This window comes from Streptomyces sp. A 4/2 (assembly GCF_940670765.1).
Classification (GTDB): Bacteria; Actinomycetota; Actinomycetes; order Streptomycetales; family Streptomycetaceae; genus Streptomyces.
In genome coordinates, this window is sequence record NZ_CALNVW010000031.1 from 356966 (window position 1) to 378855 (window position 21890).

Genomic DNA, 21890 nt, shown 5'->3' on the forward strand with positions numbered 1-21890 from the left:
TCGCGTGCCGCTGCCCGGCACCCCTCGCCAGGGGTGCCGGGCAGCGGCATGTGCAGGGTCGGAAGGGAGTGGATTCCGGGCGGCGGCAGGGGCCGGGCCGCGCGTGCGGCTCACCGCACCGGCACGAACCGCACTGCCGTGCCCGGAGTCGCCTGGGCGGCGGCTGCGAGGGACGCGTGGGGTACGACCCCGATCACCGGGTACCCGCCGGTGGTCGGGTGGTCGTTGAGGAAGACCACGGGGCGGCCGTCGGGGGGCACCTGGACCGCTCCCAGAACGACGCCCTCGCTCGGCAGTTCGCCCTGTCGGGCCCGTTCGAGGGCGGGGCCGTCGGTGCGCAGGCCGATGCGGTTGCTGTGCGGTGAGACCCGGTACCCGGCCGTGGCCAGGGTGCGCAGGGCGGCGGGGGTGAACCAGTCGTGGCGGGGGCCCAGCCGTACCGGCAGAACCAGGGACGCGGGCATGCCCGGCCACGGCACGGCGTCCGCCCGGCCCGGGGCCCCGTGGGGCGTGCCGAGCGGCAGTTCGTCTCCGTCGCGCAGCGGTGCGGGGCCGAGCCCGGAGAGGAGGTCGGCCGATCGGCTGCCGAGCACGGGTTCCGGGAGCAGACCGCCACCGAACGCCAGATAGCTGCGCACGCCCCGCGCGGCCGGATGCGCTTCGAGGACCGCACCGGCCGGGACGTGCACCGGTGCGCCCCAGGCGACGGGACGGCCGTCGACCGTGACGCGGCAGGGCGCACCCCCGACGACGGCGGTGGACGCCCGGTCCGGGCGGACCGCGCAGCCGGTGAGCGTGGTCTCCAGTACGGCGGCATCGGCCCGGTTGCCCGCCAGCCGGTTCGCCAACTGCCGGGCCGGGGCGTCCAGGGCGCCCGCGTGACCCACACCGAGGTGCGCGTATCCGGGGCGGCCGTCGTCCTGCACGGTGGTCAGGGCGCCGGCCCGGACCACCTGGAGCCGTGCCGTCATCCGCAGGTCTCCCTCGTACTCGCTTCGACGAACCGGACGCGGGTGCCCGGGGTGAGCAGCGCGGCGGGCTCGCGGGCCGGGTCCCACAGGCGGCCGGGGTCCGGCATCCGGCCGATGAGCTGCCAGCCGCCCGGTGAGGCGCGCGGGTACACGCCGGTGTGCGGCCCCGCCAGGGCCAGGGCTCCGGCCGGGACCTGGGTACGGGGGGTGGTGCGGCGAGGCACGTGGAAGCGTTCGGGGAGCCCCGTCAGATAGCCGAAGCCCGGCGCGAAACCGCTGAAGGCGACGCGGAATTCGGCGCCGCTGTGGATCCGGGACACTTCGTCGACGCCCACGCCCCACCGGGCGGCGACATCGGCGAGGTCGGGGCCGTCGTACAGCACCGGGATCTCCACCGCGTCGCCCGCGTCGCGCGGCAGCGGCGGTATCCGCCAGGAGACGAGGTCGGACGCGAGCCGCCCGGCGGCACCCGGGGGTATGTCCGGGATGCCGTCGAGCAGGACGGTCCTGGCGCCGGGAACGATCTCGCGTACGGCGGGGAGCTCACCGCGGGCGCGGCGGCGCAGCAGTTCGGCGTGGAAGGCCTCGGCGTGTGCGCCGGTGGCCAGTTCGACGAGCAGTGCGTGCCGGCCCGCGGGCAGGACCCGGACGTCGTCCCGGCCGCTCATGCGAACGCCCGGACGGTGACGCCGGCTGCTTCCAGGGCTGCTCTGACCCGGCGGGCCAGCTCCGCGGCGCCGGGGGAGTCGCCGTGCACGCACAGGGACCGGGCCCCGACCGGGATCCGGCTGCCGTCGGCGGCGGTGACGGCGCGGTCGACCGCCATGCCGACCGCACGGCGGACGACGGCAGGGGCGTCATGGACGACCGCGTCGGGCTCGCCGCGCGGTACGAGGGTGCCCTGCCGGGTGTACGCACGGTCGGCGAAGGCTTCCTCGACGGCGTCGAGCCCCGCGGCCGACGCGTGCGCGAGCAGCTGCGAACCGGGCAGCCCGAGCACGGCGGGAGAGCCACCGGCCAGCAGCACGCCTTCGACCACCGCCGCGGCCTGGGTCTCGTCCCGGACGGTGCGGTTGTAGAGGGCGCCGTGCGGCTTCACGTACGAGACGACCGACCCGGCGGCCTCGGCGAAGACGCGCAGCGCGCCGATCTGGTAGGCGACCTCGGCGGCCAGCTCGGCGGGCGGTACCTCCATGGAACGCCGTCCGAAACCGGCGAGATCCCGGTACCCGACATGGGCGCCGATCCGAACACCGCGGGCGGCGGCCGTCTCGCACACCCGGCGCATCACCGAGGCGTCGCCCGCGTGGAAACCGCAGGCGACGTTGGCGCTCGTCACGCAGGAAAGCAGGGCGTCGTCATCGGTGAGCTTCCACCGTCCGAAGCCTTCACCGAGATCCGCATTGAGGTCCATCACATGCGCACGCTAACGAATTGTTCAACAATCTGACAAGGGGTTGGCTTGGGAGCGGTCGCGTTCCTGCGATTGACTTGGCCCCGCCGCCCCGAGCGCGGCGCGCGGCGAGCGGCGGAGGAACAGGGGTCGGGCATGGCGGAGACATCGGGCCGGGTTGTTCCGGACCTCACCGAACTGGCGGCGGACGGCGCCGCCCTGGCCGGAGCGGGCACGGCGGAGCGGGTCGCCTCCGTCCTCCGGGAACGGATCACCGAGGGGTACTTCCCGCCCGGGAGCAGGCTCTCCGAGGAGAGCCTCAGCGGTGCGCTCGCCGTTTCCCGGAACACGCTGCGGGAGGCGTTCCGACTGCTCACCCATGAGCGGCTGCTCGAACACCGGCTCAACAAAGGGGTTTTCGTCCGGGTGCTCGCGGTGGCGGACCTGGTGGACATCTACCAGGTCAGGCTGCTGGTCGAGTGCGCGGCGCTACGGGCGCTGGGGGAGCCGCCGTACGCGCTGGAAGCGGCCGAAGCCGCGGTGGCCACCGGTGAGCGGGCCGCCGCGGTGGACGACTGGGCGGCCTGCTCGACCGCCAACATCCGCTTCCACCAGGCGCTGGCGGGGCTGGCCGGCAGTCCCCGGGTGAACGAGCTGATGGGTAATGTGCTGGCCGAGCTGCGGCTGGCCTTCCACGTGATGGCGGACCCGCGCCGTTTCCACGAGCCGTATCTCACCCGGAACCGCGAGCTCGTGGACCGGCTGGCCGCGGGGGACGCGGCAGGCGCCGAACGCATGCTGGGTTTCTATCTGGAGGACTCCCGCCGTCAGCTCGCCGAGGCGTACGCGCAGCGGCTCGCGGCCGAGTGAGGGCGGTGCGCACGGGGTCGGCGGTGTGAGACTTCGGGCGCCGGACGCCCCGTACGGCTCCTGCCGTCCGTTCTGTGATCGACGTCTCTTGTGCGTTTGTTGAACAATCACTTAGGGTCTCGCGCAGCATCCCCCCGTCTGACCGGGACCGCAAGGTCCATGCGCGGAAGAAGGCCGACGCGTGATCGTTCTCCTCGGCGTGCTCGTGGTGATCCTCGGATTCGCCACGCGCCGCAACCCCCTCCTCGTGGTGGGAGCAGCCGGCATCGTGACCGGACTGCTCGGCAAACTGTCCCCGCAGGAAGTGCTGGCCGCGTTCGGCAACAACTTCGCCTCGGCCCGTTCGGTGACGGTATTCGTCATCACGCTGCCGGTCATCGGGCTGCTGGAGCGCTACGGCCTCCAGGAGCAGGCACGCAGCCTCATCGGGAAGCTCGGCAAGCTGACGACCGGCCGCTTTCTCGCGCTCTATCTGCTCATCCGCCAGCTCACCGCTTCCGTGGGGCTGACCAGCATCGGCGGCCCGGCGCAGAGCGTGCGTCCGTTGATCGCCCCGATGGCCGAGGCGGCCGCCGAGGCCAAGGCGGGGGGACCGCTGCCGCAGCGGCTGCGGGAGAAGATCCGCTCGCACGCCTCCGGCGCCGACACCATCGGCGTCTTCTTCGGCGAGGACTGTTTCATAGCCATCGGCTCGATCCTGCTGATCACCGGGTTCGTGAACTCGACCTACAACCAGCACCTGGAACCGCTGAGTCTGGCGCTGTGGGCCATTCCCTCCGCGGTCTGCGCCTTCGTCATCCATGGCGCCCGGCTGCTGAACCTGGACCGCCAACTGGAGCGTGAACTCGCGGTCGTCGCCGCCGAGAACGAGCTCGCCGCCCACACCGCACGCAGCCCCGAGGACTCCAAGTGATCAAGTCCGAGTACTTCTTCTGGCTGGTGGGCGCCGTCTTCCTGGTGATGGCCGCGCAGATGGCCAACGACCGGACCAACCCCAAACGCCTCGGTTCGGCCTCCTTCTGGGGTCTGCTGGGCGCGTCGTTCTTCTACTCGACCGGTGTGGTCGACACATCGCTTCCTGCCGAGCCGCTCGGCCTCGCCGTCCTCGTGCTGATCGTCCTCGGCGGATTCGGCTTCACCGGCAAGGGCGCCTCGCACACCCCGCCCCGCGAGGAGCGCGCCGCCTCGGCCGCCCGCTTCGGCAACAAGCTCTTCCTGCCGGCCCTCACCATCCCCGTCGTCGCGATGATCTGCGCGACGCTGCTGAAGAAGTGGAAGATCGGCGGCGAGCCGGTCCTGGAGCCGGGGTACGAGACCATCCTGGGGCTGGGCATCGGCGCGATCGCCGCGCTGGCCGTCGGCATGGTGGTGCTGCGGGAACGCCGCGTCGCGGTTCCGCTGCACGCGGGCCGCAACATGCTCGAATCCATGGGCTGGGCGCTGATCCTGCCCCAGCTGCTGGCCGTGCTCGGATCGATCTTCCAACTGGCGGGCGTCGGCGACCAGGTGGGCCGGATCACCGAGGCGATCCTCCCCGAGGGCCAGCGCTTCATCGCCGTGGTCGTCTACTGCTGCGGCATGGTCCTCTTCACCATCGTCATGGGCAACGCCTTCGCGGCCTTCCCCGTCATGACGGCCGCGATCGGCTGGCCCGTGCTCATCCAGCAGATGCACGGCAGCACCCCGGCGATCCTCGCCATCGGCATGCTGTGCGGCTTCTGCGGCACACTCGTCACCCCGATGGCCGCCAACTTCAACCTGGTCCCGGCCGCGCTGCTGGAACTCAAGGACCAGTACGGGCCCATCAAGGCCCAACTGCCCACCGCCGCAGCGCTGCTGGTCTGCAACATCGCCATCCTGGCCCTGTTCGCCTTCTGATCCCCGAGCGCCCCACCGCTGTCCCACCTCCCCCAAGGAGCGACCCCTCCATGCCCCTCGCACCGTCCGTGCTTCCTTCCGAGTACGCGCTGCCGTTCGCCGAGCTGGCGCTCCACAACGTGGTCCGCGAGTACCCCAACGCCCCCGCCCACCTCTACGCGGGCCCCGAGGAGATCGTCGCGCCGCGCACCCTGCACCCGGCCTTCTACGGGTCGTACGACTGGCACTCCACCGTGCACATGCACTGGTTGCTCGTACGGCTGCTGCGCCGCTTCGGGTCCCAGGCCCTGAGCTCCCGGACCTCGGGCGACCAGGCCTCGGGTGACCAGGCCTCGGGCGACCGGATCCCGGACGCCCTGCCCGCGGCCGTCACGGCCCGGATCACCGAGGTGCTCGACACCCATCTGACCCCCGAGAACCTCGCCGTGGAGGCCGCGTACCTGCGCCGTCGCCCGTCGTTCGAGCGACCGTACGGCTGGGCCTGGTCGGTGGCGCTCGCCGCCGAGTGCCGTGCGCTCGGCGGTCCCGCCGGTGACCGCTGGGCCGACGCCCTGGCCCCGCTGGTGGACGCCGTCGGTGAACTGCTGACGGGCTGGCTGGCCAAGGCGACGTACCCGGTCAGGCACGGGGTCCACAACAACAGCGCCTTCGGTCTCGGACTCGTCCTGGACGCGGGCGCGGAGGCCGGACTGGCCGGTCCGGTGCTGGACGCGGTGACCGACCGGCTGCACGGCTGGTTCGCCGACGATCACGACGCCCCGCTCCACTGGGAGCCGTCGGGCCAGGACTTCCTCTCGCCCGCGCTCACCGAGGCGCACGCCATGCTCCGGGTCCTGCCGCCCGCGGACTTCCCCGGATGGCTCGCCCGGTTCGTACCGTCGCTCACCGACGACACCCCGTGTTCCCTGCTCACCCCGCCGGTGATCTCGGACCGCTCCGATCCGCAGATCGGACATCTGCTGGGGCTCGCCCTGAGCCGCGCCGCCGGTCTGCGGGCCCTGGCCGGAGCACTGCCCGAGGGCCCGGCCCGCGATGCCCTGGAGCGTTCCGTCGCCGCCCATCTGGCGACGGGCCTCCCGGCCGTCTCCTCCGGCGACTTCACCTCGGACCACTGGCTGGCCTCCTTCGCCACCCTGGCCCTGGACACCGCGCCGGGCCGCTGAGCCCGTTCCCCACGGCGTCCGGCCGCTCGTCCGCCGGGCCGGATGTCAGTGGGGTCTGGTAGGAATTTGGCTGTGAGCAGCGACAACAAGCAGCCAGAGCCTCCTGACCGCGAGGCTCCCGAGCAGCTTGCGCTCATCCGGGAATCGGTGCGTACGGCCAAGGTGCCCCGCGCCAAACCACGCACCTGGCGGGGGGCCGCGCTCGCCAAGGAGCTTCCGGTGGCGCGGGTCGTGGTGAACAAGGGCGTGCTCCACCTCGACCAGTTCTTCGACTACGCGGTACCGGAAGAACTGGACGAGGCGGCTCAGCCGGGTGTCCGGGTGCGGGTGCGGTTCGGCGCGGGGAGCCGCAATGTGCGAGACGGCCGCCGTGAGGGCGGCGGGCTCATCGACGGGTTCGTGGTCGAGCGCCGTGCCGAATCCGACTACGTGGGCCCGCTGGCCGCGCTCGCCGCCGTGGTGTCGCCCGAACCGGTGCTCGGCGCCGACCTGCTGGGGCTCGCCAGGGCAGTGGCCGACCGGTATGCGGGCAGCCTCGCCGATGTTCTGCAACTGGCCGTACCGCCCCGCAACGCACGGGCCGAGGGAAAGCCGTCCCCCGAACCACTGGAGCCACCGCGGCCTCCGGACCCGGAGACCTGGGAGCGGTACGGACAGGGACCGGGATTTCTGCGGGCACTCGCCTCCGGCGCCGCACCGCGCGCCGTATGGAGCGCGCTGCCCGGACCGCACTGGCCGCAGGAACTGGCGCGCGCCGTCGCCGCGGTGCTGTCCTCGGGACGCGGCGCCCTCGTCGTGGTACCCGACGGACGGTCCGCCGCGCGGGTGGACTCCGCGCTCACCGCCGTTCTCGGCGCGGGGCGGCACGCGCTGCTCACCGCGGACGCCGGGCCGGAGAAGCGGTACCGGCAGTGGCTCGCCGTGCGGCGGGGGGCGGTGCGGGCCGTGGTGGGCACCCGCGCCGCGATGTTCGCACCCGTTCAGGACCTCGGCCTGGTCGCCATCTGGGAGGACGGCGACTCCAGCCACAGCGAACCGCACGCACCGCTGCCGCACGCCCGCGAAGTGCTGCTGCTCCGGGCCGCGCACGACAAGTGCGGCTTCCTGCTGGGCAGTACGAGCTGCACGGTGGAGGCCGCCCAGCTCGTCGAGAGCGGCTGGGCCGCGCCCCTGGTGGCCGACCGGGAACAGGTCAGGGCCGCGGCGCCGCTGGTCCGCACCGTCGGCGACCTGGATCTGGCGCGGGACGAAGGGGCGAGGGCGGCCCGCCTGCCGAGCCTCGCCTGGCAGGCGGTGCGGGACGGGCTGAAGAGCGGCCCGGTACTGGTGCAGGTGCCGAGACGGGGGTACGTGCCCCGGCTGTCCTGCGAACGCTGCCGCACCCCCGCCCGGTGCGCGCGCTGCGCGGGCCCGCTGGAGGCCCCGGACGAACGGGCCCTGCGCTGCGGCTGGTGCGGGCAGGACGCGACCGGCTGGCACTGCCTCGAATGCGGTCACACGAGGCTGCGCGCGCAGGTCGTCGGCGCCCGGCGTACCGCGGAGGAGCTGGGACGGGCGTTTCCGGCGGTGCCGGTGCGGACATCCGGCCGTGACCAGGTGCTGGACACCGTGGACGGGCGGCCCGCGCTGATCGTCAGCACCCCGGGCGCCGAGCCGGTCGCCGAGGGCGGATACGCGGCGGCGCTGCTGCTCGACGGCTGGGCGATGCTCGGGCGGCCCGATCTGCGTGCGGGCGAGGAGGCGCTGCGGCGCTGGATCGACGCCGCCTCCCTCGTACGGGGCCAGGGAGAGGGGGGCACCGTGGTCGTCGTCGCCGAGCCGACGCTGCGGCCCGTGCAGGCGCTGGTCCGCTGGGACCCGGTCGGGCACGCCGTGCGGGAACTGGCCGAGCGCGCCGAGCTGGGCTTCCCGCCCGTGTCCAGGATGGCCGCGGTGTCCGGGCGGCCGGAGACGCTGAGCGCGTTCCTCGACGCGGTCGACCTGCCGGGCGACGCGGAGGTGCTGGGACCGGTACCGGTACTGTCCCCCGATCCGAACCGGCCGCGCAGACCGGGCGACGCACCGCCCGGCGAAAGCGTGGAACGGGCGTTGATCCGGGTGCCGCCGGGGAGCGGGGCGGCGCTCGCGGCCGCACTCAAGACGGCGCAGGCGGCGCGGCTGACACGGGGCGGCGACCCCGTACGGATCAGGGTCGACCCGCCGGACATCGGCTGAGCTGAGGCCTCCGGAGCTCAACCGAGCCGCAGTTCTCCGGGAGTTCGGCCGGGCCGGGGTCCCCGGGACACCGGCCGGGGCGAAGTGCGCGAGAAGCACCGGCCGAGGCATGCCGCACCGTCCACCACCCCGCGGCGGGCGGCCGAACGCACGGCTGCCCCCGGCGCGGTCGACGCAGGGGGCAGCGGAGGTGGGGTGACGGGTCAGCCGTTGCGCGGCCCCGGGAGGGCACCCGGGCGGGCTTCCTCCCGCAGGACATGGCTGTTCGCCGTCGGCTGGGGAGGCATGGACCGGGCAGCGGGAACGGTGGGCAGGCCGGGTGCGACGGGCAGGGTACGGGTCGGGGGGCCGCTCTCCACGGCAGCGGCCGGTACGGGTTGTTCCGGCTCGGCCGCCGCCGCCGCAGCAGCCGCCGCTCGCCGGGTGCCGTAACGGCGGTGCACCGCCTGTTTGGTGACCCCGAGCGCCGAGCCCACCGCGTCCCACGAGAATCCCAGCGAACGGTCGAAGTCCACCGCGGCCGTCACCAGGGTTTCGACGCTGTCCCGCAGCTCCTGGGCCAACCGGACGGTCGGTGCGGGCGCCCTGCCGTAGACGACGAAGCCCGTGGAAGGGCCCGAACGGCGCGGACGGTAGACGTTGCCCAACTGGGCGGTGAGGGTGCGAAGCGCGTCCACCTGTCGGCGGACCCGCTCGATGTCCCGAACCAACAGATGCAGGCTGGCCCGCGCTTGGGCGTCGTGGGTTGCGTGGTCGGCCATGAACAAGCCTCTCGAACCGGCGTTGAAAGGGATCGGACCGCGCTGCGGCCCATGGTGTCGTGTCGGTCAATCTCTGTTTCGGTCAATCTCTCTTGACCAACGCGCCACCTGCTGTTGTGGTCACGCTGCGGGGGCGTAGGGGCATATGCGAGGGGCGCGCGACTGTGCGTACGCCCCCTGCGTCCACGGCCCATAGACTGGTGCGCTGCTCGTTGTCGTACGTAGTCGGTCCGAGAGGCATCCAGTGAAACTCGTCTTCGCAGGCACCCCCGAGGTCGCCGTACCCGCCCTGGACGCGCTGATCGCATCCGACCGGCACGAGGTGGCCGCCGTCGTCACCCGGCCCGACGCACCGGCCGGTCGCGGTCGCCGGCTGGTCGCGAGCCCGGTCGCGCAGCGCGCGGAGGAGGCCGGTATCGAGGTGCTGAAGCCGGCCAGACCGCGCGACGAGACCTTCCTCGCCAGGCTCCGTGAGATCGGCCCGGACTGCTGCCCGGTCGTCGCCTACGGCGCGCTGCTGCCCAGGACCGCGCTCGACGTCCCGGCCCGCGGCTGGGTCAATCTGCACTTCTCGCTGCTGCCCGCCTGGCGCGGAGCGGCCCCGGTACAGCATTCGATCATCGCGGGCGACGAGGTGACCGGTGCGTCGACGTTCCTGATCGAGGAGGGGCTCGACTCGGGCCCGGTGTACGGGGTGCTCACCGAGGAAGTACGCCCCACCGACACCAGCGGCGATCTGCTCACCAGGCTCGCCTTCGCCGGGTCCGGGCTGCTCGTGGCGACCATGGACGGCATCGAGGACGGCACCCTGCACGCCGTGCCGCAGCCCGCCGAGGGCATCTCGTCGGCGCCGAAGCTCACTGTCGAGGACGCCCAGGTGGACTGGACCGCCCCCGCCATGCGGGTGGACCGCCTGGTGCGCGGCTGCACCCCCGCGCCCGGCGCCTGGACGCTCTTCCGCGGCGAGCGGCTCAAACTGGTCGCGCTGACACCGGTCACCGACCGCACCGACCTGGCCCCCGGCGAACTGTCGGTCTCCAAGAACAGCGTGCACGTCGGCACCGGCTCGCACGCCGTCGAACTGCTCTGGGTCCAGCCCCAGGGCAAGAAGCCGATGCGCGCCGCCGACTGGGCACGCGGGGTACGGATCGCCGCGGGCGAACTGCTCGGCGACTGACGCGCGGTCCGCGGCGGCCGGACAGCCCCGGCCGCCGACCGCGACCGCCGGTGAGCGGTGCGGCGCCGCGGACGTACGCTGAGAGGGTTCGCCCCCTCTCACCACCAGCGGAGCACCTTTCACGTGAACGACCAGCCTCGCCGCCGTCCCGCCCAGCAGTCGAAGCCGTACCGCCGCCCGCAGAAGGACCCGGTGCGGATCCTCGCCTTCGAGGCGCTGCGGGCGGTCGACGACAGGGACGCGTACGCCAACCTCGTGCTGCCGCCGCTGCTGAAGAAGGCGCGCGAGAACCCGCAGTTCGACGGGCGGGACGCGGCGCTGGCCACCGAGCTGGTGTACGGGACCCTGCGCCGTCAGGGCACCTACGACGCGATCATCTCGGCGTGCATCGACCGGCCGCTGCGCCAGGTCGATCCGCCGGTCCTCGACGTGCTGGCGCTCGGCGTGCACCAGCTGCTCGGCACCCGTATCCCCACCCACGCGGCGGTCTCCGCGAGCGTGGAGCTGGCCAGGGTGGTGCTCGGCGACGGGCGGGCCAAGTTCGTCAACGCGGTGCTGCGCAAGGTCGCGGCCGACGACCTGGACGGCTGGCTGGAGCGGGTCGCCCCGCCCTACGACAAGGACGCGGAGGAGCACCTGGCGGTGGTCCACTCGCACCCCCGCTGGATCGTCTCCGCGCTGTGGGACTCGCTGGGCGGTGGCCGCGCCGGTATCGAGGATCTCCTGGAGGCCGACAACGAGCGCCCCGAGGTGACGCTGGTCGCCAGGCCCGGCCGGTCCACCACCGACGAACTGATCGAAACGGTCGGCGCCGACTCCGCGCTGCCCGGACGCTGGTCGCCGTATGCCGTACGGCTCGCCGAGGGCGGCGAGCCCGGCGCGATCGAAGCCGTCCGCGACGGCCGGGCCGGGGTCCAGGACGAGGGCAGCCAGCTCGTTGCCACGGCGCTGGCCAACGCGCCGATCGAGGGCCGCGACGAGCGCTGGCTCGACGGGTGCGCCGGCCCCGGCGGGAAGGCCGCGCTGCTGGCCGCGCTCGCCGCCGGGCGGGGGGCGGCGCTGCTGGCCTCCGAGAAGCAGCCGCACCGGGCCCGTCTCGTCGAGCGGACACTGGCGGGCAACCCGGGCCCGTATCAGGTCATCGCGGCCGACGGCACCCGGCCGCCGTGGCTGCCGGGCTCCTTCGACCGGGTGCTGATGGACGTGCCGTGCACCGGACTGGGCGCGCTGCGGCGCAGGCCGGAGGCGCGGTGGCGGCGGCGCCCCGCGGACCTGGAGGGGTTCGCACCCCTGCAGCGCGGACTGCTCAGGGAGGCACTGAGCGCGGTCCGGGTCGGCGGCGTCGTCGGGTACGCGACCTGTTCCCCGCACCTGGCCGAGACCCGCGTGGTCGTCGAGGACGTGCTGAAGGGGCGGGGCGGCCAGCCGGTCGAGGCCGAGTGGATCGACGTCAGGCCGCTGATGCCGGGCGTGGCCGCGGTCGGTGACGGCCCCGACGTCCAGCTGTGGCCGCATCTGCACGGCACCGACGCGATGTACCTCGCCCTGCTGCGGCGCACGGCCTGACGCTCCGCACGGTCGCGGGGCGCGCCCCGCGACCTCCGTCGCATGCGAGGATTGCGCGGAGTGTACGGATACCCGTACCCCTTCGGTCCGTACCGTGGCAGGCAACTGCGCCGGGGCATGGCAGGCTTGGGGCATGGCCGTGCAGATCAACCCCAGCATCCTGTCCGCCGACTTCTCCCGCCTCGCGGAGGAGGCGAAGGCCGTCGAAGGTGCCGACTGGCTCCACGTCGACGTGATGGACAACCACTTCGTACCCAATCTGACGCTCGGCGTCCCGGTGGTGGAAGCGCTCAGCAGGGCGACGGACACCCCGCTGGACTGTCATCTGATGATCGAGGACGCGGACCGCTGGGCCCCGCAGTACGTCGAGGCGGGCGCGGGCTCCGTCACCTTCCACGCGGAGGCGGCGGCGGCCCCCGTACGGCTGGCACGGGAGATCAGGGCCAAGGGGGCCCGCGCGTCGATGGCGCTGAAGCCCGCGACGCCGATCGAGCCGTACGAGGACCTGCTCCCCGAGCTGGACATGCTGCTGATCATGACCGTGGAGCCGGGCTTCGGCGGCCAGTCCTTCCTGGACATCATGCTGCCGAAGATCCGCCGCACCCGTGAGCTGATCTCCAAGCACGGCCTCGAACTCTGGCTCCAGGTCGACGGCGGGGTCTCGGCGTCGACGATCGAGCGGTGCGCGGAGGCCGGCGCGGACGTCTTCGTCGCGGGCTCCGCCGTGTACGGCGCGGACGACCCGGCGGCGGCCGTCCGCATGCTCCGGCACCAGGCGCAGGAGACGACCGCCGCGGCGGCCTGGTCCTGCGGCCATTGAGCCACCAGGAGATGAACGCGGCCCTTCGGGGCCGATCAAGATGTGCCCGGTCTGACAGGATGGCGGATTCGGGGAGTGAACAGCAGTGAGGAGATCGCGGTGTCTGCTATGTCGGCGGGTCGATCAGCCCTGCGGATGGGACCCGCGGAGCTGGTGCAAGCGGCGGCCATGGCCCGTCGTTTCTACCTGGAGGGAAAGTCCAAGATCCAGATCGCGGAGGAGTTCGGCGTCAGCCGCTTCAAGGTCGCGCGGGTCCTGGAAACGGCGCTGGAGCGTGATCTCGTACGGATCGAGATCCGGGTCCCCGCCGAGCTCGACGCGGAGCGCTCGGACGCCTTGCGGGCGCGGTACGGACTGCGGCACGCCGTGGTCGTCGAGTCCCCCGCGGACGCGGCGGACGACGCACCCGACCCCGAGAACCTCGGCGAGGTGGCGGCCGACCTGCTCGGCGAACTGGTGACCGAGGGCGATGTGCTGGGCCTGGCCTGGGGCCGGTCCACGATTCACATGGCGGCGGCGCTGGACGCCCTCCCGCCGTGCACGGTCGTCCAGCTCACCGGTGTGTACGACGCGGGGACCGCCGAGCGCGGCTCGGTCGAGGCCGTACGGCGTGCCGCCCAGGTGTCCGGCGGCGAGGCCCATCCCATCTACGCCCCGATGCTGCTGCCCGACCCGGCCACCGCCGCCGCGCTGCGCAACCAGACCGGGATCGCCCGTGCCTTCGAGTACTTCGACAAGGTGACGGTGGCCGCGGTGTCCATCGGCTCCTGGGAGCCGGGCATCTCCACCGTCCACGACATGCTCAGCGACGCGGAGCGGGCGCACTACGCCTCGCTCGGTGTGGCCGCCGAGATGTCCGCGCACCTCTTCGACGCCCAGGGGCGGCGGGTCGGCCGCGATCTGGGCGAGCGGTGCATCACCGTCGAGGCCGACCGGCTGCGCCGTATCCCCGAGGTCGTGGCCATCGCGGGCGGCCAGCGCAAGGCGGCGGCGATCGGAGCGGTCCTGAAGTCCGGTCTGGTCACCAGCCTGGTCACCGACACCGCGGCGGCCGACTTCCTGCTCACCGAGACCGGGCCGGGGCCGCGCCCCGCGCTGGAGCGTGCCGACCCCGACGGGGTCTGACGCCGGGTCCCGAGCCGGCAACCGGCCCCGGAATGCGCCGGGGCCGGCCTCAGCCCAGGTCACGGGCCCGCTTGAAGCGGGCCAGGCCCTCGGAGAGTTCGAGCAGCGGCGGGGGATAGGCGCCGGCGGCGCCGCGGTGCTTCCACGGTTCGTGTACGGAGGCGCCTTCGAGCCCGTCGAGTTCGGGCACCCAGCGGCGGACGTAACCGCCGTCCGGGTCGTACCGCTTGCCCTGGGCGACCGGGTTGAACACCCGGTTCGGCCGGCTGTCCGTGCCCGTCCCCGCCACCCACTGCCAGTTGAGCTGGTTGTCGGCGATGTCCCCGTCCACCAGCAGCTCCAGGAAGTGCCGGGCGCCGACCCGCCAGTCCACGTACAGCGTCTTGGTGAGGAAGCTCGCCGTCAGCAGCCGCCCCCGGTTGTGCATCCAGCCCTGGTGGCGCAGCTGGCGCATGGCGGCATCGACCACCGGATATCCGGTACGGCCCTCCCGCCAGGCCGTGATCTCCTCCTCGACCGGGCCCCCGGACCGCCAGCGGTCGTGCCGGGTCCGGTAGTCGGCGTCGGCCGACTCCGGCCGGGCGGCCAGCACCTGGTGGTGGAAGTCCCGCCAGCACAGCTGCCTGACGAACGCCTCCGGGCCGGCCCCGCCCTGCCGGGCAGCCGACCGCACCAGCTCGACGGGGGAGAGGGTGCCGAAGTGCAGATGCGGCGAGAGCCTGGACGTCGCATCGCCGGACAGGTCGTCGTGACCGGCCGCGTAACCGGCGAGCCCACCGCGCCGCCAGGCCGACCACTGTGTGCGGGCCGCCGTTTCGCCGCCCCTTGCGAGCCCCGCGGAAATCCCGGTCAGGTCCTTACGGGACGGCAGCCGCTCCGAGCCGACGCCGTCCGGAACCCGCACCACCCGGGGCGCGCCCCGGACACTGCGCAGCCGCTCCTGAGACCAGCGCCTGAAGTACGGGGTGAACACCGCGAAGTGGTCCGACGCGGCCGGGGTGACCGCGCCGGGCGGCACGGCGGTGATCACCGCGTCGTGCACCCGCAGGCGGCGTCCGTCGGCCTCCAGCGCCGCCCGCAGCCGGTCCTCACGGCGCCAGGCGTACGCACTGACCCCCGCCGCCAGGTGCACCTCGGCGGCGCCGCTCTCCGCGGCGGCCCGGCACACCTGGTCGACCACGCCACCCGACCGTACGACGAGACGGCCGCCGCGCTCCCGCAGCCCCGCGTCGAGATCCGCGAGGCAGTCAGCGAGGAACGCCCGCCGGTTGGGGGCGGCGAACCCGGCGGACTCGATGCCCGCGTCGAGGACGAACAGCGGCACCACCTCGTCCGCCGACGCGAGGGCGGCGAGCAGCGACGGATTGTCGTGCAGCCGCAGGTCGGACGTGAACAGGACGACCGACACGGTCATGGCACCACTCCTGGTAGGGGGACGGGCGGGCTGGGACTCACGTCAACGGGCCCCGGCGGCCGACTGCTTGAGGGCGGACCGGCTCTCGGCCGCCCTCGCGATATTGCGCGCCATCCCGCCGAACACGACGGCGTGGAACGGCGAGACACTCCACCAGTACGCGTGTCCGAGCAGCCCGCGCGGGTGGAAGAGGGCGCGCTGCCGGTAGCGGGTGCGCCCCCGGTCGTCCTGCTCGGCGTACATCTCCAGCCACGCCAGGCCCGGCAGCCGCATCTCGGCCCGCAGCCGCAGCAGCCGCCCCGGCTCGATCTCCTCGACCCGCCAGAAGTCCAGCGAATCCCCGACCCTGAGCCGTTCCGCGTCCCGTCTGCCACGGCGCAGGCCGACCCCGCCGACCAGCCGGTCCAGCCAGCCGCGCACGGCCCAGGCGAGGGGGAAGGAGTACCAGCCGTGGTCCCCGCCCACCCCTTCGACGACCCGCCACAGGGCGTCCGGCGAGGCGTTCACGGTGATGTCACGGCGGTCGGTGTAGAGGCTGCCGCCCGCCCAGTCGGGGTCCGTGGGGAGCGGGTCGCTGGGCGCACCCGGCAGCGAGGCCGACGACCAGCGGGTGGTGACCTCGGCCTGCTTGATCCGCTGGAGAGCGAGCACGAGCGCCTCACGGAGGGTGAACGGCTGCCCGGGGCCGTCCGGCACGTACCGCGCGATGTCGTGTTCGCGGCACACGACCTCGTAGCGCAGTGATTCCGCGAGCGGCCGGGCGATCGCGGCCGGGACCGGGGTGACCAGGCCGATCCAGTGGCTGGAGAGGCGCGGCGAAAGCATCGGCACGGGCAGGATGAGCCGGTGCGGCAGTCCCGCGACCGCCGCGAACTGCCGCATCATGCCCTCGTAGGTGATGACGTCGGGGCCGCCGACGTCGAAGCAGCGGTGCACCTCCTCGGGCATCCGCGCGCTGCCGACGAGGTACCGCAGCACGTCCCGGACGGCGATCGGCTGGATCCTCGTCCGCACCCAGCTCGGGGTGACCATCACCGGCAGCCGCTCGGTGAGATAGCGCAGCATCTCGAAGGACGCGGACCCGGAACCGATGATGACCGCGGCGCGGAGCACAGTGGTCGGCACCCCGGAACCGAGCAGGATACGGGCGACCTCGGCGCGCGAGCGCAGGTGCGGGGACAGCTCCCGCTCTGGGACGTCGGCCGGTGCGAGGCCTCCCAGGTAGACGATGCGCCGGACGCCCGCCGCCCTGGCCTGCTCGGCGAAGATCCGGGCCGCCCTGCGGTCCGTCTCCTCGAAGCCGGAACCGGTACCCAGCGCGTGCACCAGGTAGTACGCCACATCGATGTCCCGCATCGCCGCGGCCACCGATTCCGGATCCGTGACGTCGCCCCGTACGACCTCCGCCCGGCCGGCCCAGGGATGGTCGCGCAGCTTCACCGGCGACCGGACCAGACAGCGCACCCGGTGCCCGGCATCGAGCAGGGCGGGAGCCAGCCGCCCCCCGATGTAACCGGTCGCGCCGGTCACCAGACAGTGCGGTGCGGGCGTCGCTTCACTGTCACTCATGGAATCCTCCGGATGACGGGGGTTCGTACCGATCGCTGTCCGCGCCATCCTTCCCGCCGTCGGGCCGTGAACCGGGGACGCGGCGCCGGACGGATCCGCGGCCCGGCGCCTTGGACGATGACACCAAGCGGGCCGTGCCGACTCTGGCGGAAGGCACAGAACAGCAGGCCGGAGTTCGCCAGGAAGGTGGGCATCGGCGATGATGGCCTAGGAGCCGCAGCCTGGTCCGAGTGCCGGACGGCGCTGACTTCCCGCCCGCCCATTCTGTATAACCGCAGGTGAGAGAGTTAGTATGCGTTTCCTCAATGACCTGAAGCCGCCGTACGACTTGACGTACGACGATGTGTTCATGGTGCCGAGCCGATCCGCGGTCGGTTCCCGTCAGGGCGTCGATCTGTCCTCCCCCGACGGCACCGGCACCACCATCCCCCTGGTCGTCGCGAACATGACCGCCATCGCGGGCCGCAGAATGGCCGAGACCGTCGCGCGCCGCGGTGGCCTGGTCGTCATTCCCCAGGACATCCCGATCGAGGTCGTCACCGACGTCATCTCCTGGGTGAAGACCCGCCACCACGTGCTGGACACGCCGATCGTGCTGGCCCCCACCCAGACGGTCGCCGACGCGCTGTCCCTGCTGCCCAAGCGGGCGCACAACGCGGGCGTCGTCGTCGACGAGGACGGCAAGCCGGTCGGTGTGGTGACCGACGAGGACCTCGCCGGTGTCGACCGCTTCACCCAGCTGTCCGAGGTCATGTCCAAGGACCTGGTGCTGCTCGACGCGGACATAGACCCGCGCGAGGCGTTCAACAGGCTCGACGGGGCCAACCGCCGCTACGCCCCCGCGGTCGACACGGACGGCAAGCTGGTGGGCATCCTGACCCGGCGGGCCGCGCTGCGCGCCACCCTCTACACCCCTGCCGTGGACGCCTGGGGCAAGCTGCGCGTCGCCGCCGCGGTCGGTATCAACGGCGATGTCGCGGGCAAGGCCGAGCAACTGCTCGACGCGGGCGCCGACACCATCGTCGTGGACACCGCGCACGGCCACCAGGAGTCGATGATCGCCGCGGTCAGGGCGGTACGCGCACTCGACCCGGCGGTGCCGATCGTCGCGGGCAACATCGTCGCCGCCGAGGGGGTCCGCGATCTCATCGAGGCGGGCGCCGACATCATCAAGGTCGGCGTGGGTCCCGGCGCCATGTGCACCACCCGGATGATGACCGGTGTGGGCCGCCCGCAGTTCTCCGCGGTGCTCGAATGCGCCACGGAGGCAAGGAAGTTCGGCAAGCACGTCTGGGCCGACGGCGGCGTGCGGCACCCGCGCGACGTCGCCATGGCGCTCGCCGCCGGTGCCTCCAACGTCATGATCGGCTCGTGGTTCGCCGGTACGTACGAGTCGCCGGGCGACCTCCAGCAGTCCGCCGACGGCCGCTGGTACAAGGAGTCGTTCGGCATGGCCTCGGCCCGCGCCGTCCGCAACCGTACGAGCGAGGAGTCCGCCTACGACCGCGCCCGCAAGGGCCTGTTCGAGGAGGGCATCTCCACCTCACGGATGTTCCTCGACCCGGCCCGCCCGGGTGTCGAGGACCTGATCGACTCGATCATCGCGGGCGTCCGGTCCTCCTGCACCTACGCCGGTGCGAACACCCTGGACGAGTTCGCCGAGAAGGCGATCGTCGGTGTGCAGAGCGCCGCCGGATACGCCGAGGGCAAGCCCCTGCACGCCAGTTGGGGCTGATCCGACCCGCTCGCCGCACCACCGGAGCCGGTTCCCGCACCTCGCGGGGGCCGGCTCCGGCGTGTGTCCGCGCTTGCCGAATCCGGCCATGACGCGGGGAACTGGCGGTGTGACGGCCGGATTTGTGCGAATGGAGTGGCCCGTAACGGGTAGTCGGGACCTGCGCGACGCACCCGGAGTGCGCACACCGGGAACGAGAAGGGGAGGACACCGTGTCCATGGCGACCACAGTCCCGACTGGATTCGCACCGCACCTTCCCCGGCCGTCCGGCCGGACCGACGAGCAACTGCCGTACGTGGCGGACCCCGGGAAAGTGGCCCCCCGGGACGCGCGTGACCTTTCCAGGCTCTTCTTCACCGCACTGGCCACCCGGGAGGAGGGCACCCACGCGTACCAGTACGCGCGCAACACCCTCATCGAGCTGAACCTCTCCCTGGTCCGCTTCGCAGCCACCCGCTTCCGCAGCCGATCCGAACAGATGGAGGACATCGTCCAGGTCGGCACGGTCGGGCTGATCAAGGCGATCGACCGGTTCGAACTCTCCCGCGAGGTGGAGTTCGCCACCTTCGCGATGCCCTGCATCGTGGGCGAGATCAAGCGCTTCTTCCGCGACACCAGCTGGTCCGTCCATGTGCCGCGCCGCCTCCAGGAACTGCGGATCGCGCTGGCGAAGGCATCCGACGAGCTGTTCCAGACCCTCGACCGTTCGCCCACCACCGCGGAGCTCGCGAAGCACCTGGGGATGGACGAGGAGGAGATAGTGGAAGGGCTGGTGGCCGCCAACGGCTACACGGCCGGCTCGATCGACACGCCCTACGACGACGGCACGACCGGCAGTGTCCAGACGCTGGCGGATCGGCTCGGCGAAACCGACAGCGACATGGACCTCGTGGAGAACCTCACGGCGCTGAAGCCCCTCATCGCGCGCCTCGACCACCGGGACCGGAGGATCCTGCGGATGCGGTACGGCGAGGAGCTGACCCAGTCGCAGATCGGGGCCGAACTGGGCGTGTCCCAGATGCAGGTGTCGCGGCTGCTGGCCAGGATCACCGCGCAGCTCAGGGCCGGGCTGCTCGCGCAGGGGTGAGGGCCCGGAACCACGCCCGGCCGCGTCCCGGTTCGCCCGGGGCGCGGCCGGGGGCTCAGCCGGTCGCGGGCCGGGACCAGATCGCCCGTACCGTCTTGCCCGAAGGGCGCGGGCTGATCTCGACCCGGCCCGCCAGCTTCTGCACCATGTGCCAGCCGAAGCCCCCGCCGCCCGCGAAGTCGGGCTCCCGCGCCACGGGCGGGACGGGGCTGTCGTCGTCCATCTCCACCACCAGCAGCTCCGCCTCGGCGCTCAGCCGCAGCCGCCACCAGCCCGTGGTGTGGCGTGCCGCGTTGGCCGCCAGCTCGCTGATCACGAGCAGCACGGCATCGACATCCGCCCAGGGGCAGTTCTGGGACAGAAAACGGGTCGCGGCTTCGCGTGCCGTGGCACTGTCTGCAAGGGGCGAATCCATGACAACCACAGGCGGCTCCTCAGTCATCCGCTGCTCGCCTACCCCGACTGCGCCGGTCCATCTCTCAAGAGTTGACGGTTCACCCGCAGCAGAATGACGGCGCGCCGCCTCCGCCGGTCCGGTCGCCGTACCAGGGCCGGGTCCGTCCCGGCCAGGAACCGCACCGGCCTCGTGATCTACTGCCGGTGCGGGACGCGCCGCTCCCGCACCGGCACCGCACAGAAGTGAACCCCCGGCCTTGCTGAACGAGCTCGACGCACGCATCGTGCACGCCCTCGCCGAAGACGCCCGCCGTACCTTCGCCGACATCGGCTCACTGGTCGGCCTCTCGGCCCCCGCGGTGAAGCGCCGGGTCGACCGGCTGCGCGCCGACGGTGCCATCACCGGCTTCACGGTCCGGGTCGACCCGGCTGCCCTGGGCTGGGAGACCGAGGGTTTCATCGAGATCTACTGCCGCCACAACACCTCGCCCGAGGCCATCAGGCGTGGGCTGGAACGCAACCCCGAGGTGGCGTCCGCCTCCACGGTCACCGGTGAGGCGGACGCGATCGTCCAGGTCTTCGCGTCCGACATGCGCCACTTCGAGCGCGTCCTCGAACGCATCGCGGGGGAGCCCTTCGTCGAGCGCACCAAGTCGGTCCTGGTGCTCTCCCCCCTGCTCAGGCGGTACGGATCGGGATCGCCCGCCTAGAACCGTCCGGGTGACGCAACGAATCACCGGACCGTGACGGTCGCACGCAACGAATCGCGCGGTGATGCGCAACAGGCGCGTCTTGTCGGTGCCGGGCTGCTGAACGTACCGTCGATCTGTCCCCAGAACACCCTTCTGCACCGTCCGAGGTCTGCCATGACACCGCTGCGTACCGCCCTGCTCCAGAGCTCCGGGCAGCCGGGCGACACCGCCGGGAACCTCCGGGTGCTGGACGAGGCCGCGGGCCGGGCGGCGGGCACCGGCGCCCGGCTGCTCGTCTGCCCGGAGATGTTCCTGACCGGGTACGCGATCGGCGACGACGTACCCCGGCTGGCCGAGCCCGCCGACGGGCCGGGCGCACGGGCCGTCGCCGACATCGCCGTACGGCACGGCCTCGCGGTGCTCTACGGGTACCCGGAGCGCAGCGGCGACCTGGTCCACAACGCGGCCCAGCTGATCGGCGCCGACGGCGCCCGTCTCGCGAACTACCGCAAGACCCATCTCTTCGGCTGCTTCGAGCAGAAGTGGTTCACACCGGGAGACCGGCCCGTCGTCCAGGCCGAGCTGGACGGGCTCCGGATCGGGATCATGATCTGCTACGACGTGGAGTTCCCGGAGAACGTCCGCGCGCACGCCCTGGCGGGCACGGACCTGCTGCTGGTCCCCACCGCGCAGATGCACCCCTTCCAGTTCGTCCCCGAATCCCTGGTGCCGGTGCGGGCCTTCGAGAACCAGCTGTACATCGCCTACGTCAACCGCACGGGCCAGGAGGGCGAGTTCGAGTTCGTCGGACTCAGCTGTCTGGCGGGACCCGACGGAGTGGCCCGTGCCCGCGCCGGACGTGGCGAGGAACTGGTCGTCGCCGACGCCGACCCCGCGTTCCTGCGGGATTCACGGGAGAACAACCCGTATCTGCGTGACCGCCGCCCCGGTCTGTACAGCTCGCTGACCTGAACGCCGCAGCTGCCTCGGCCCACCCCGCCGCCCTCCCCTCCCTCTCCCCTCGCGACCCGCTTCCCGGCTCTCGCGACCCTCGTGCA

General features: G+C 72.7%; 20 protein-coding genes. 13 read left to right on the forward strand and 7 right to left on the reverse strand.

Going from position 1 to position 21890, the window contains the following annotated elements; all coding sequences use genetic code 11:
• Positions 1 to 110: 110 nt before the first annotated feature.
• The 3 genes from NBY69_RS24410 to NBY69_RS24420 are packed head-to-tail and all read right to left on the reverse strand — an operon-like array spanning position 111 to position 2385.
• Positions 111 to 971 carry a biotin-dependent carboxyltransferase family protein gene (locus NBY69_RS24410; protein ID WP_250303567.1) on the reverse strand — a complete coding sequence of 287 codons (861 nt, stop codon included), beginning with the start codon at positions 969 to 971 and terminating at the stop codon, positions 111 to 113.
• Entirely contained in the window at positions 968 to 1639 is a 672-nt protein-coding gene (locus tag NBY69_RS24415; RefSeq protein ID WP_250303569.1) for an allophanate hydrolase subunit 1, read from the reverse strand. Before NBY69_RS24415 ends, NBY69_RS24410 begins: the two co-directional genes overlap by 4 nt.
• Positions 1636 to 2385 carry a LamB/YcsF family protein gene (locus tag NBY69_RS24420; protein WP_250303571.1) on the reverse strand — a complete coding sequence of 250 codons (750 nt, stop codon included), beginning with the start codon at positions 2383 to 2385 and terminating at the stop codon, positions 1636 to 1638. Before NBY69_RS24420 ends, NBY69_RS24415 begins: the two co-directional genes overlap by 4 nt.
• Before the next feature lie 135 nt (positions 2386 to 2520).
• Between NBY69_RS24420 and NBY69_RS24425 the strand changes: the two genes are divergently transcribed.
• From NBY69_RS24425 to NBY69_RS24445, 5 genes are all read left to right on the forward strand, one after another.
• The gene (locus tag NBY69_RS24425; RefSeq protein ID WP_250303573.1) at positions 2521 to 3234 is read left to right on the forward strand and encodes a GntR family transcriptional regulator; all 714 of its coding nucleotides are present in this window, start codon (positions 2521 to 2523) and stop codon (positions 3232 to 3234) included.
• Between the two features lie 181 nt (positions 3235 to 3415).
• On the forward strand, positions 3416 to 4147 hold the full coding sequence (locus NBY69_RS24430; protein ID WP_250303575.1) for a DUF969 domain-containing protein: 732 nt from the start codon (positions 3416 to 3418) through the stop codon (positions 4145 to 4147).
• A complete protein-coding gene (locus NBY69_RS24435) occupies positions 4144 to 5112 on the forward strand; it encodes a DUF979 domain-containing protein (protein ID WP_250303577.1) in 969 nt (322 codons plus the stop codon). The genes NBY69_RS24430 and NBY69_RS24435 overlap by 4 nt, the downstream gene beginning before the upstream one ends.
• A gap of 50 nt (positions 5113 to 5162) precedes the next feature.
• Entirely contained in the window at positions 5163 to 6275 is a 1113-nt protein-coding gene (locus NBY69_RS24440) for a DUF2891 domain-containing protein (protein ID WP_250303579.1), read from the forward strand.
• 72 nt (positions 6276 to 6347) lie between these two features.
• Positions 6348 to 8489 (forward strand): primosomal protein N', encoded by a 2142-nt coding sequence (locus NBY69_RS24445; RefSeq protein ID WP_250303580.1) that lies wholly within the window; start codon positions 6348 to 6350, stop codon positions 8487 to 8489.
• Positions 8490 to 8692: 203 nt separating this feature from the next.
• On the opposite strand, the gene NBY69_RS24450 is transcribed toward NBY69_RS24445, so the two are convergent.
• Positions 8693 to 9250, reverse strand: coding sequence for a hypothetical protein (locus NBY69_RS24450; protein ID WP_250303582.1), 558 nt, complete (start codon positions 9248 to 9250; stop codon positions 8693 to 8695).
• A gap of 244 nt (positions 9251 to 9494) precedes the next feature.
• Here NBY69_RS24450 and fmt point away from each other — a divergent pair, with 244 nt between their 5' ends.
• From fmt to NBY69_RS24470, 4 genes are all read left to right on the forward strand, one after another.
• Positions 9495 to 10427, forward strand: a complete 933-nt coding sequence (gene fmt, locus NBY69_RS24455; protein ID WP_250303584.1) for a methionyl-tRNA formyltransferase — start codon at positions 9495 to 9497, stop codon at positions 10425 to 10427.
• 123 nt (positions 10428 to 10550) lie between these two features.
• Entirely contained in the window at positions 10551 to 11993 is a 1443-nt protein-coding gene (locus NBY69_RS24460) for an RsmB/NOP family class I SAM-dependent RNA methyltransferase (protein ID WP_250303586.1), read from the forward strand.
• Positions 11994 to 12126: 133 nt separating this feature from the next.
• The gene (gene rpe, locus NBY69_RS24465) at positions 12127 to 12813 is read left to right on the forward strand and encodes a ribulose-phosphate 3-epimerase (protein WP_250303588.1); all 687 of its coding nucleotides are present in this window, start codon (positions 12127 to 12129) and stop codon (positions 12811 to 12813) included.
• A gap of 75 nt (positions 12814 to 12888) precedes the next feature.
• Entirely contained in the window at positions 12889 to 13938 is a 1050-nt protein-coding gene (locus NBY69_RS24470) for a sugar-binding transcriptional regulator (protein ID WP_250303589.1), read from the forward strand.
• Between the two features lie 49 nt (positions 13939 to 13987).
• On the opposite strand, the gene NBY69_RS24475 is transcribed toward NBY69_RS24470, so the two are convergent.
• Together NBY69_RS24475 and NBY69_RS24480 are read right to left on the reverse strand one after the other, a co-directional pair.
• Positions 13988 to 15352 carry a deoxyribodipyrimidine photo-lyase gene (locus tag NBY69_RS24475; RefSeq protein WP_250303599.1) on the reverse strand — a complete coding sequence of 455 codons (1365 nt, stop codon included), beginning with the start codon at positions 15350 to 15352 and terminating at the stop codon, positions 13988 to 13990.
• Between the two features lie 42 nt (positions 15353 to 15394).
• Positions 15395 to 16921, reverse strand: coding sequence for an SDR family oxidoreductase (locus tag NBY69_RS24480; protein WP_250303601.1), 1527 nt, complete (start codon positions 16919 to 16921; stop codon positions 15395 to 15397).
• Positions 16922 to 17213: 292 nt separating this feature from the next.
• Here NBY69_RS24480 and NBY69_RS24485 point away from each other — a divergent pair, with 292 nt between their 5' ends.
• Together NBY69_RS24485 and NBY69_RS24490 are read left to right on the forward strand one after the other, a co-directional pair.
• Positions 17214 to 18656 carry a GuaB1 family IMP dehydrogenase-related protein gene (locus NBY69_RS24485; RefSeq protein WP_250303604.1) on the forward strand — a complete coding sequence of 481 codons (1443 nt, stop codon included), beginning with the start codon at positions 17214 to 17216 and terminating at the stop codon, positions 18654 to 18656.
• A gap of 218 nt (positions 18657 to 18874) precedes the next feature.
• Complete coding sequence (locus tag NBY69_RS24490) at positions 18875 to 19744, forward strand: RNA polymerase sigma factor SigF (protein ID WP_250303605.1); 870 nt, start codon at positions 18875 to 18877, stop codon at positions 19742 to 19744.
• A gap of 55 nt (positions 19745 to 19799) precedes the next feature.
• Here NBY69_RS24490 and NBY69_RS24495 read toward each other — a convergent pair whose 3' ends face one another.
• Positions 19800 to 20159 carry an ATP-binding protein gene (locus NBY69_RS24495; RefSeq protein WP_250303645.1) on the reverse strand — a complete coding sequence of 120 codons (360 nt, stop codon included), beginning with the start codon at positions 20157 to 20159 and terminating at the stop codon, positions 19800 to 19802.
• A gap of 238 nt (positions 20160 to 20397) precedes the next feature.
• Here NBY69_RS24495 and NBY69_RS24500 point away from each other — a divergent pair, with 238 nt between their 5' ends.
• Together NBY69_RS24500 and NBY69_RS24505 are read left to right on the forward strand one after the other, a co-directional pair.
• The gene (locus NBY69_RS24500; RefSeq protein WP_250303606.1) at positions 20398 to 20850 is read left to right on the forward strand and encodes an Lrp/AsnC family transcriptional regulator; all 453 of its coding nucleotides are present in this window, start codon (positions 20398 to 20400) and stop codon (positions 20848 to 20850) included.
• A gap of 156 nt (positions 20851 to 21006) precedes the next feature.
• Positions 21007 to 21804, forward strand: coding sequence for a carbon-nitrogen hydrolase family protein (locus NBY69_RS24505; protein ID WP_250303607.1), 798 nt, complete (start codon positions 21007 to 21009; stop codon positions 21802 to 21804).
• Positions 21805 to 21890: the final 86 nt, after the last annotated feature.

What these genes read in the sequence shown, in the direction of transcription:
- NBY69_RS24410 (WP_250303567.1), bottom strand. Translation starts at nt 971, where the DNA reads ATGACGGCACGGCTCCAGGTGGTCCGGGCCGGCGCCCTGACCACCGTG.
- NBY69_RS24415 (WP_250303569.1), bottom strand. Translation starts at nt 1,639, where the DNA reads ATGAGCGGCCGGGACGACGTCCGGGTCCTGCCCGCGGGCCGGCACGCA.
- NBY69_RS24420 (WP_250303571.1), bottom strand. Translation starts at nt 2,385, where the DNA reads ATGGACCTCAATGCGGATCTCGGTGAAGGCTTCGGACGGTGGAAGCTC.
- NBY69_RS24425 (WP_250303573.1), top strand. Translation starts at nt 2,521, where the DNA reads ATGGCGGAGACATCGGGCCGGGTTGTTCCGGACCTCACCGAACTGGCG.
- NBY69_RS24440 (WP_250303579.1), top strand. Translation starts at nt 5,163, where the DNA reads ATGCCCCTCGCACCGTCCGTGCTTCCTTCCGAGTACGCGCTGCCGTTC.
- NBY69_RS24450 (WP_250303582.1), bottom strand. Translation starts at nt 9,250, where the DNA reads ATGGCCGACCACGCAACCCACGACGCCCAAGCGCGGGCCAGCCTGCAT.
- rpe (WP_250303588.1), top strand. Translation starts at nt 12,127, where the DNA reads ATGGCCGTGCAGATCAACCCCAGCATCCTGTCCGCCGACTTCTCCCGC.
- NBY69_RS24475 (WP_250303599.1), bottom strand. Translation starts at nt 15,352, where the DNA reads ATGACCGTGTCGGTCGTCCTGTTCACGTCCGACCTGCGGCTGCACGAC.
- NBY69_RS24480 (WP_250303601.1), bottom strand. Translation starts at nt 16,921, where the DNA reads ATGAGTGACAGTGAAGCGACGCCCGCACCGCACTGTCTGGTGACCGGC.
- NBY69_RS24485 (WP_250303604.1), top strand. Translation starts at nt 17,214, where the DNA reads ATGCGTTTCCTCAATGACCTGAAGCCGCCGTACGACTTGACGTACGAC.
- NBY69_RS24490 (WP_250303605.1), top strand. Translation starts at nt 18,875, where the DNA reads ATGGCGACCACAGTCCCGACTGGATTCGCACCGCACCTTCCCCGGCCG.
- NBY69_RS24495 (WP_250303645.1), bottom strand. Translation starts at nt 20,159, where the DNA reads ATGGATTCGCCCCTTGCAGACAGTGCCACGGCACGCGAAGCCGCGACC.
- NBY69_RS24505 (WP_250303607.1), top strand. Translation starts at nt 21,007, where the DNA reads ATGACACCGCTGCGTACCGCCCTGCTCCAGAGCTCCGGGCAGCCGGGC.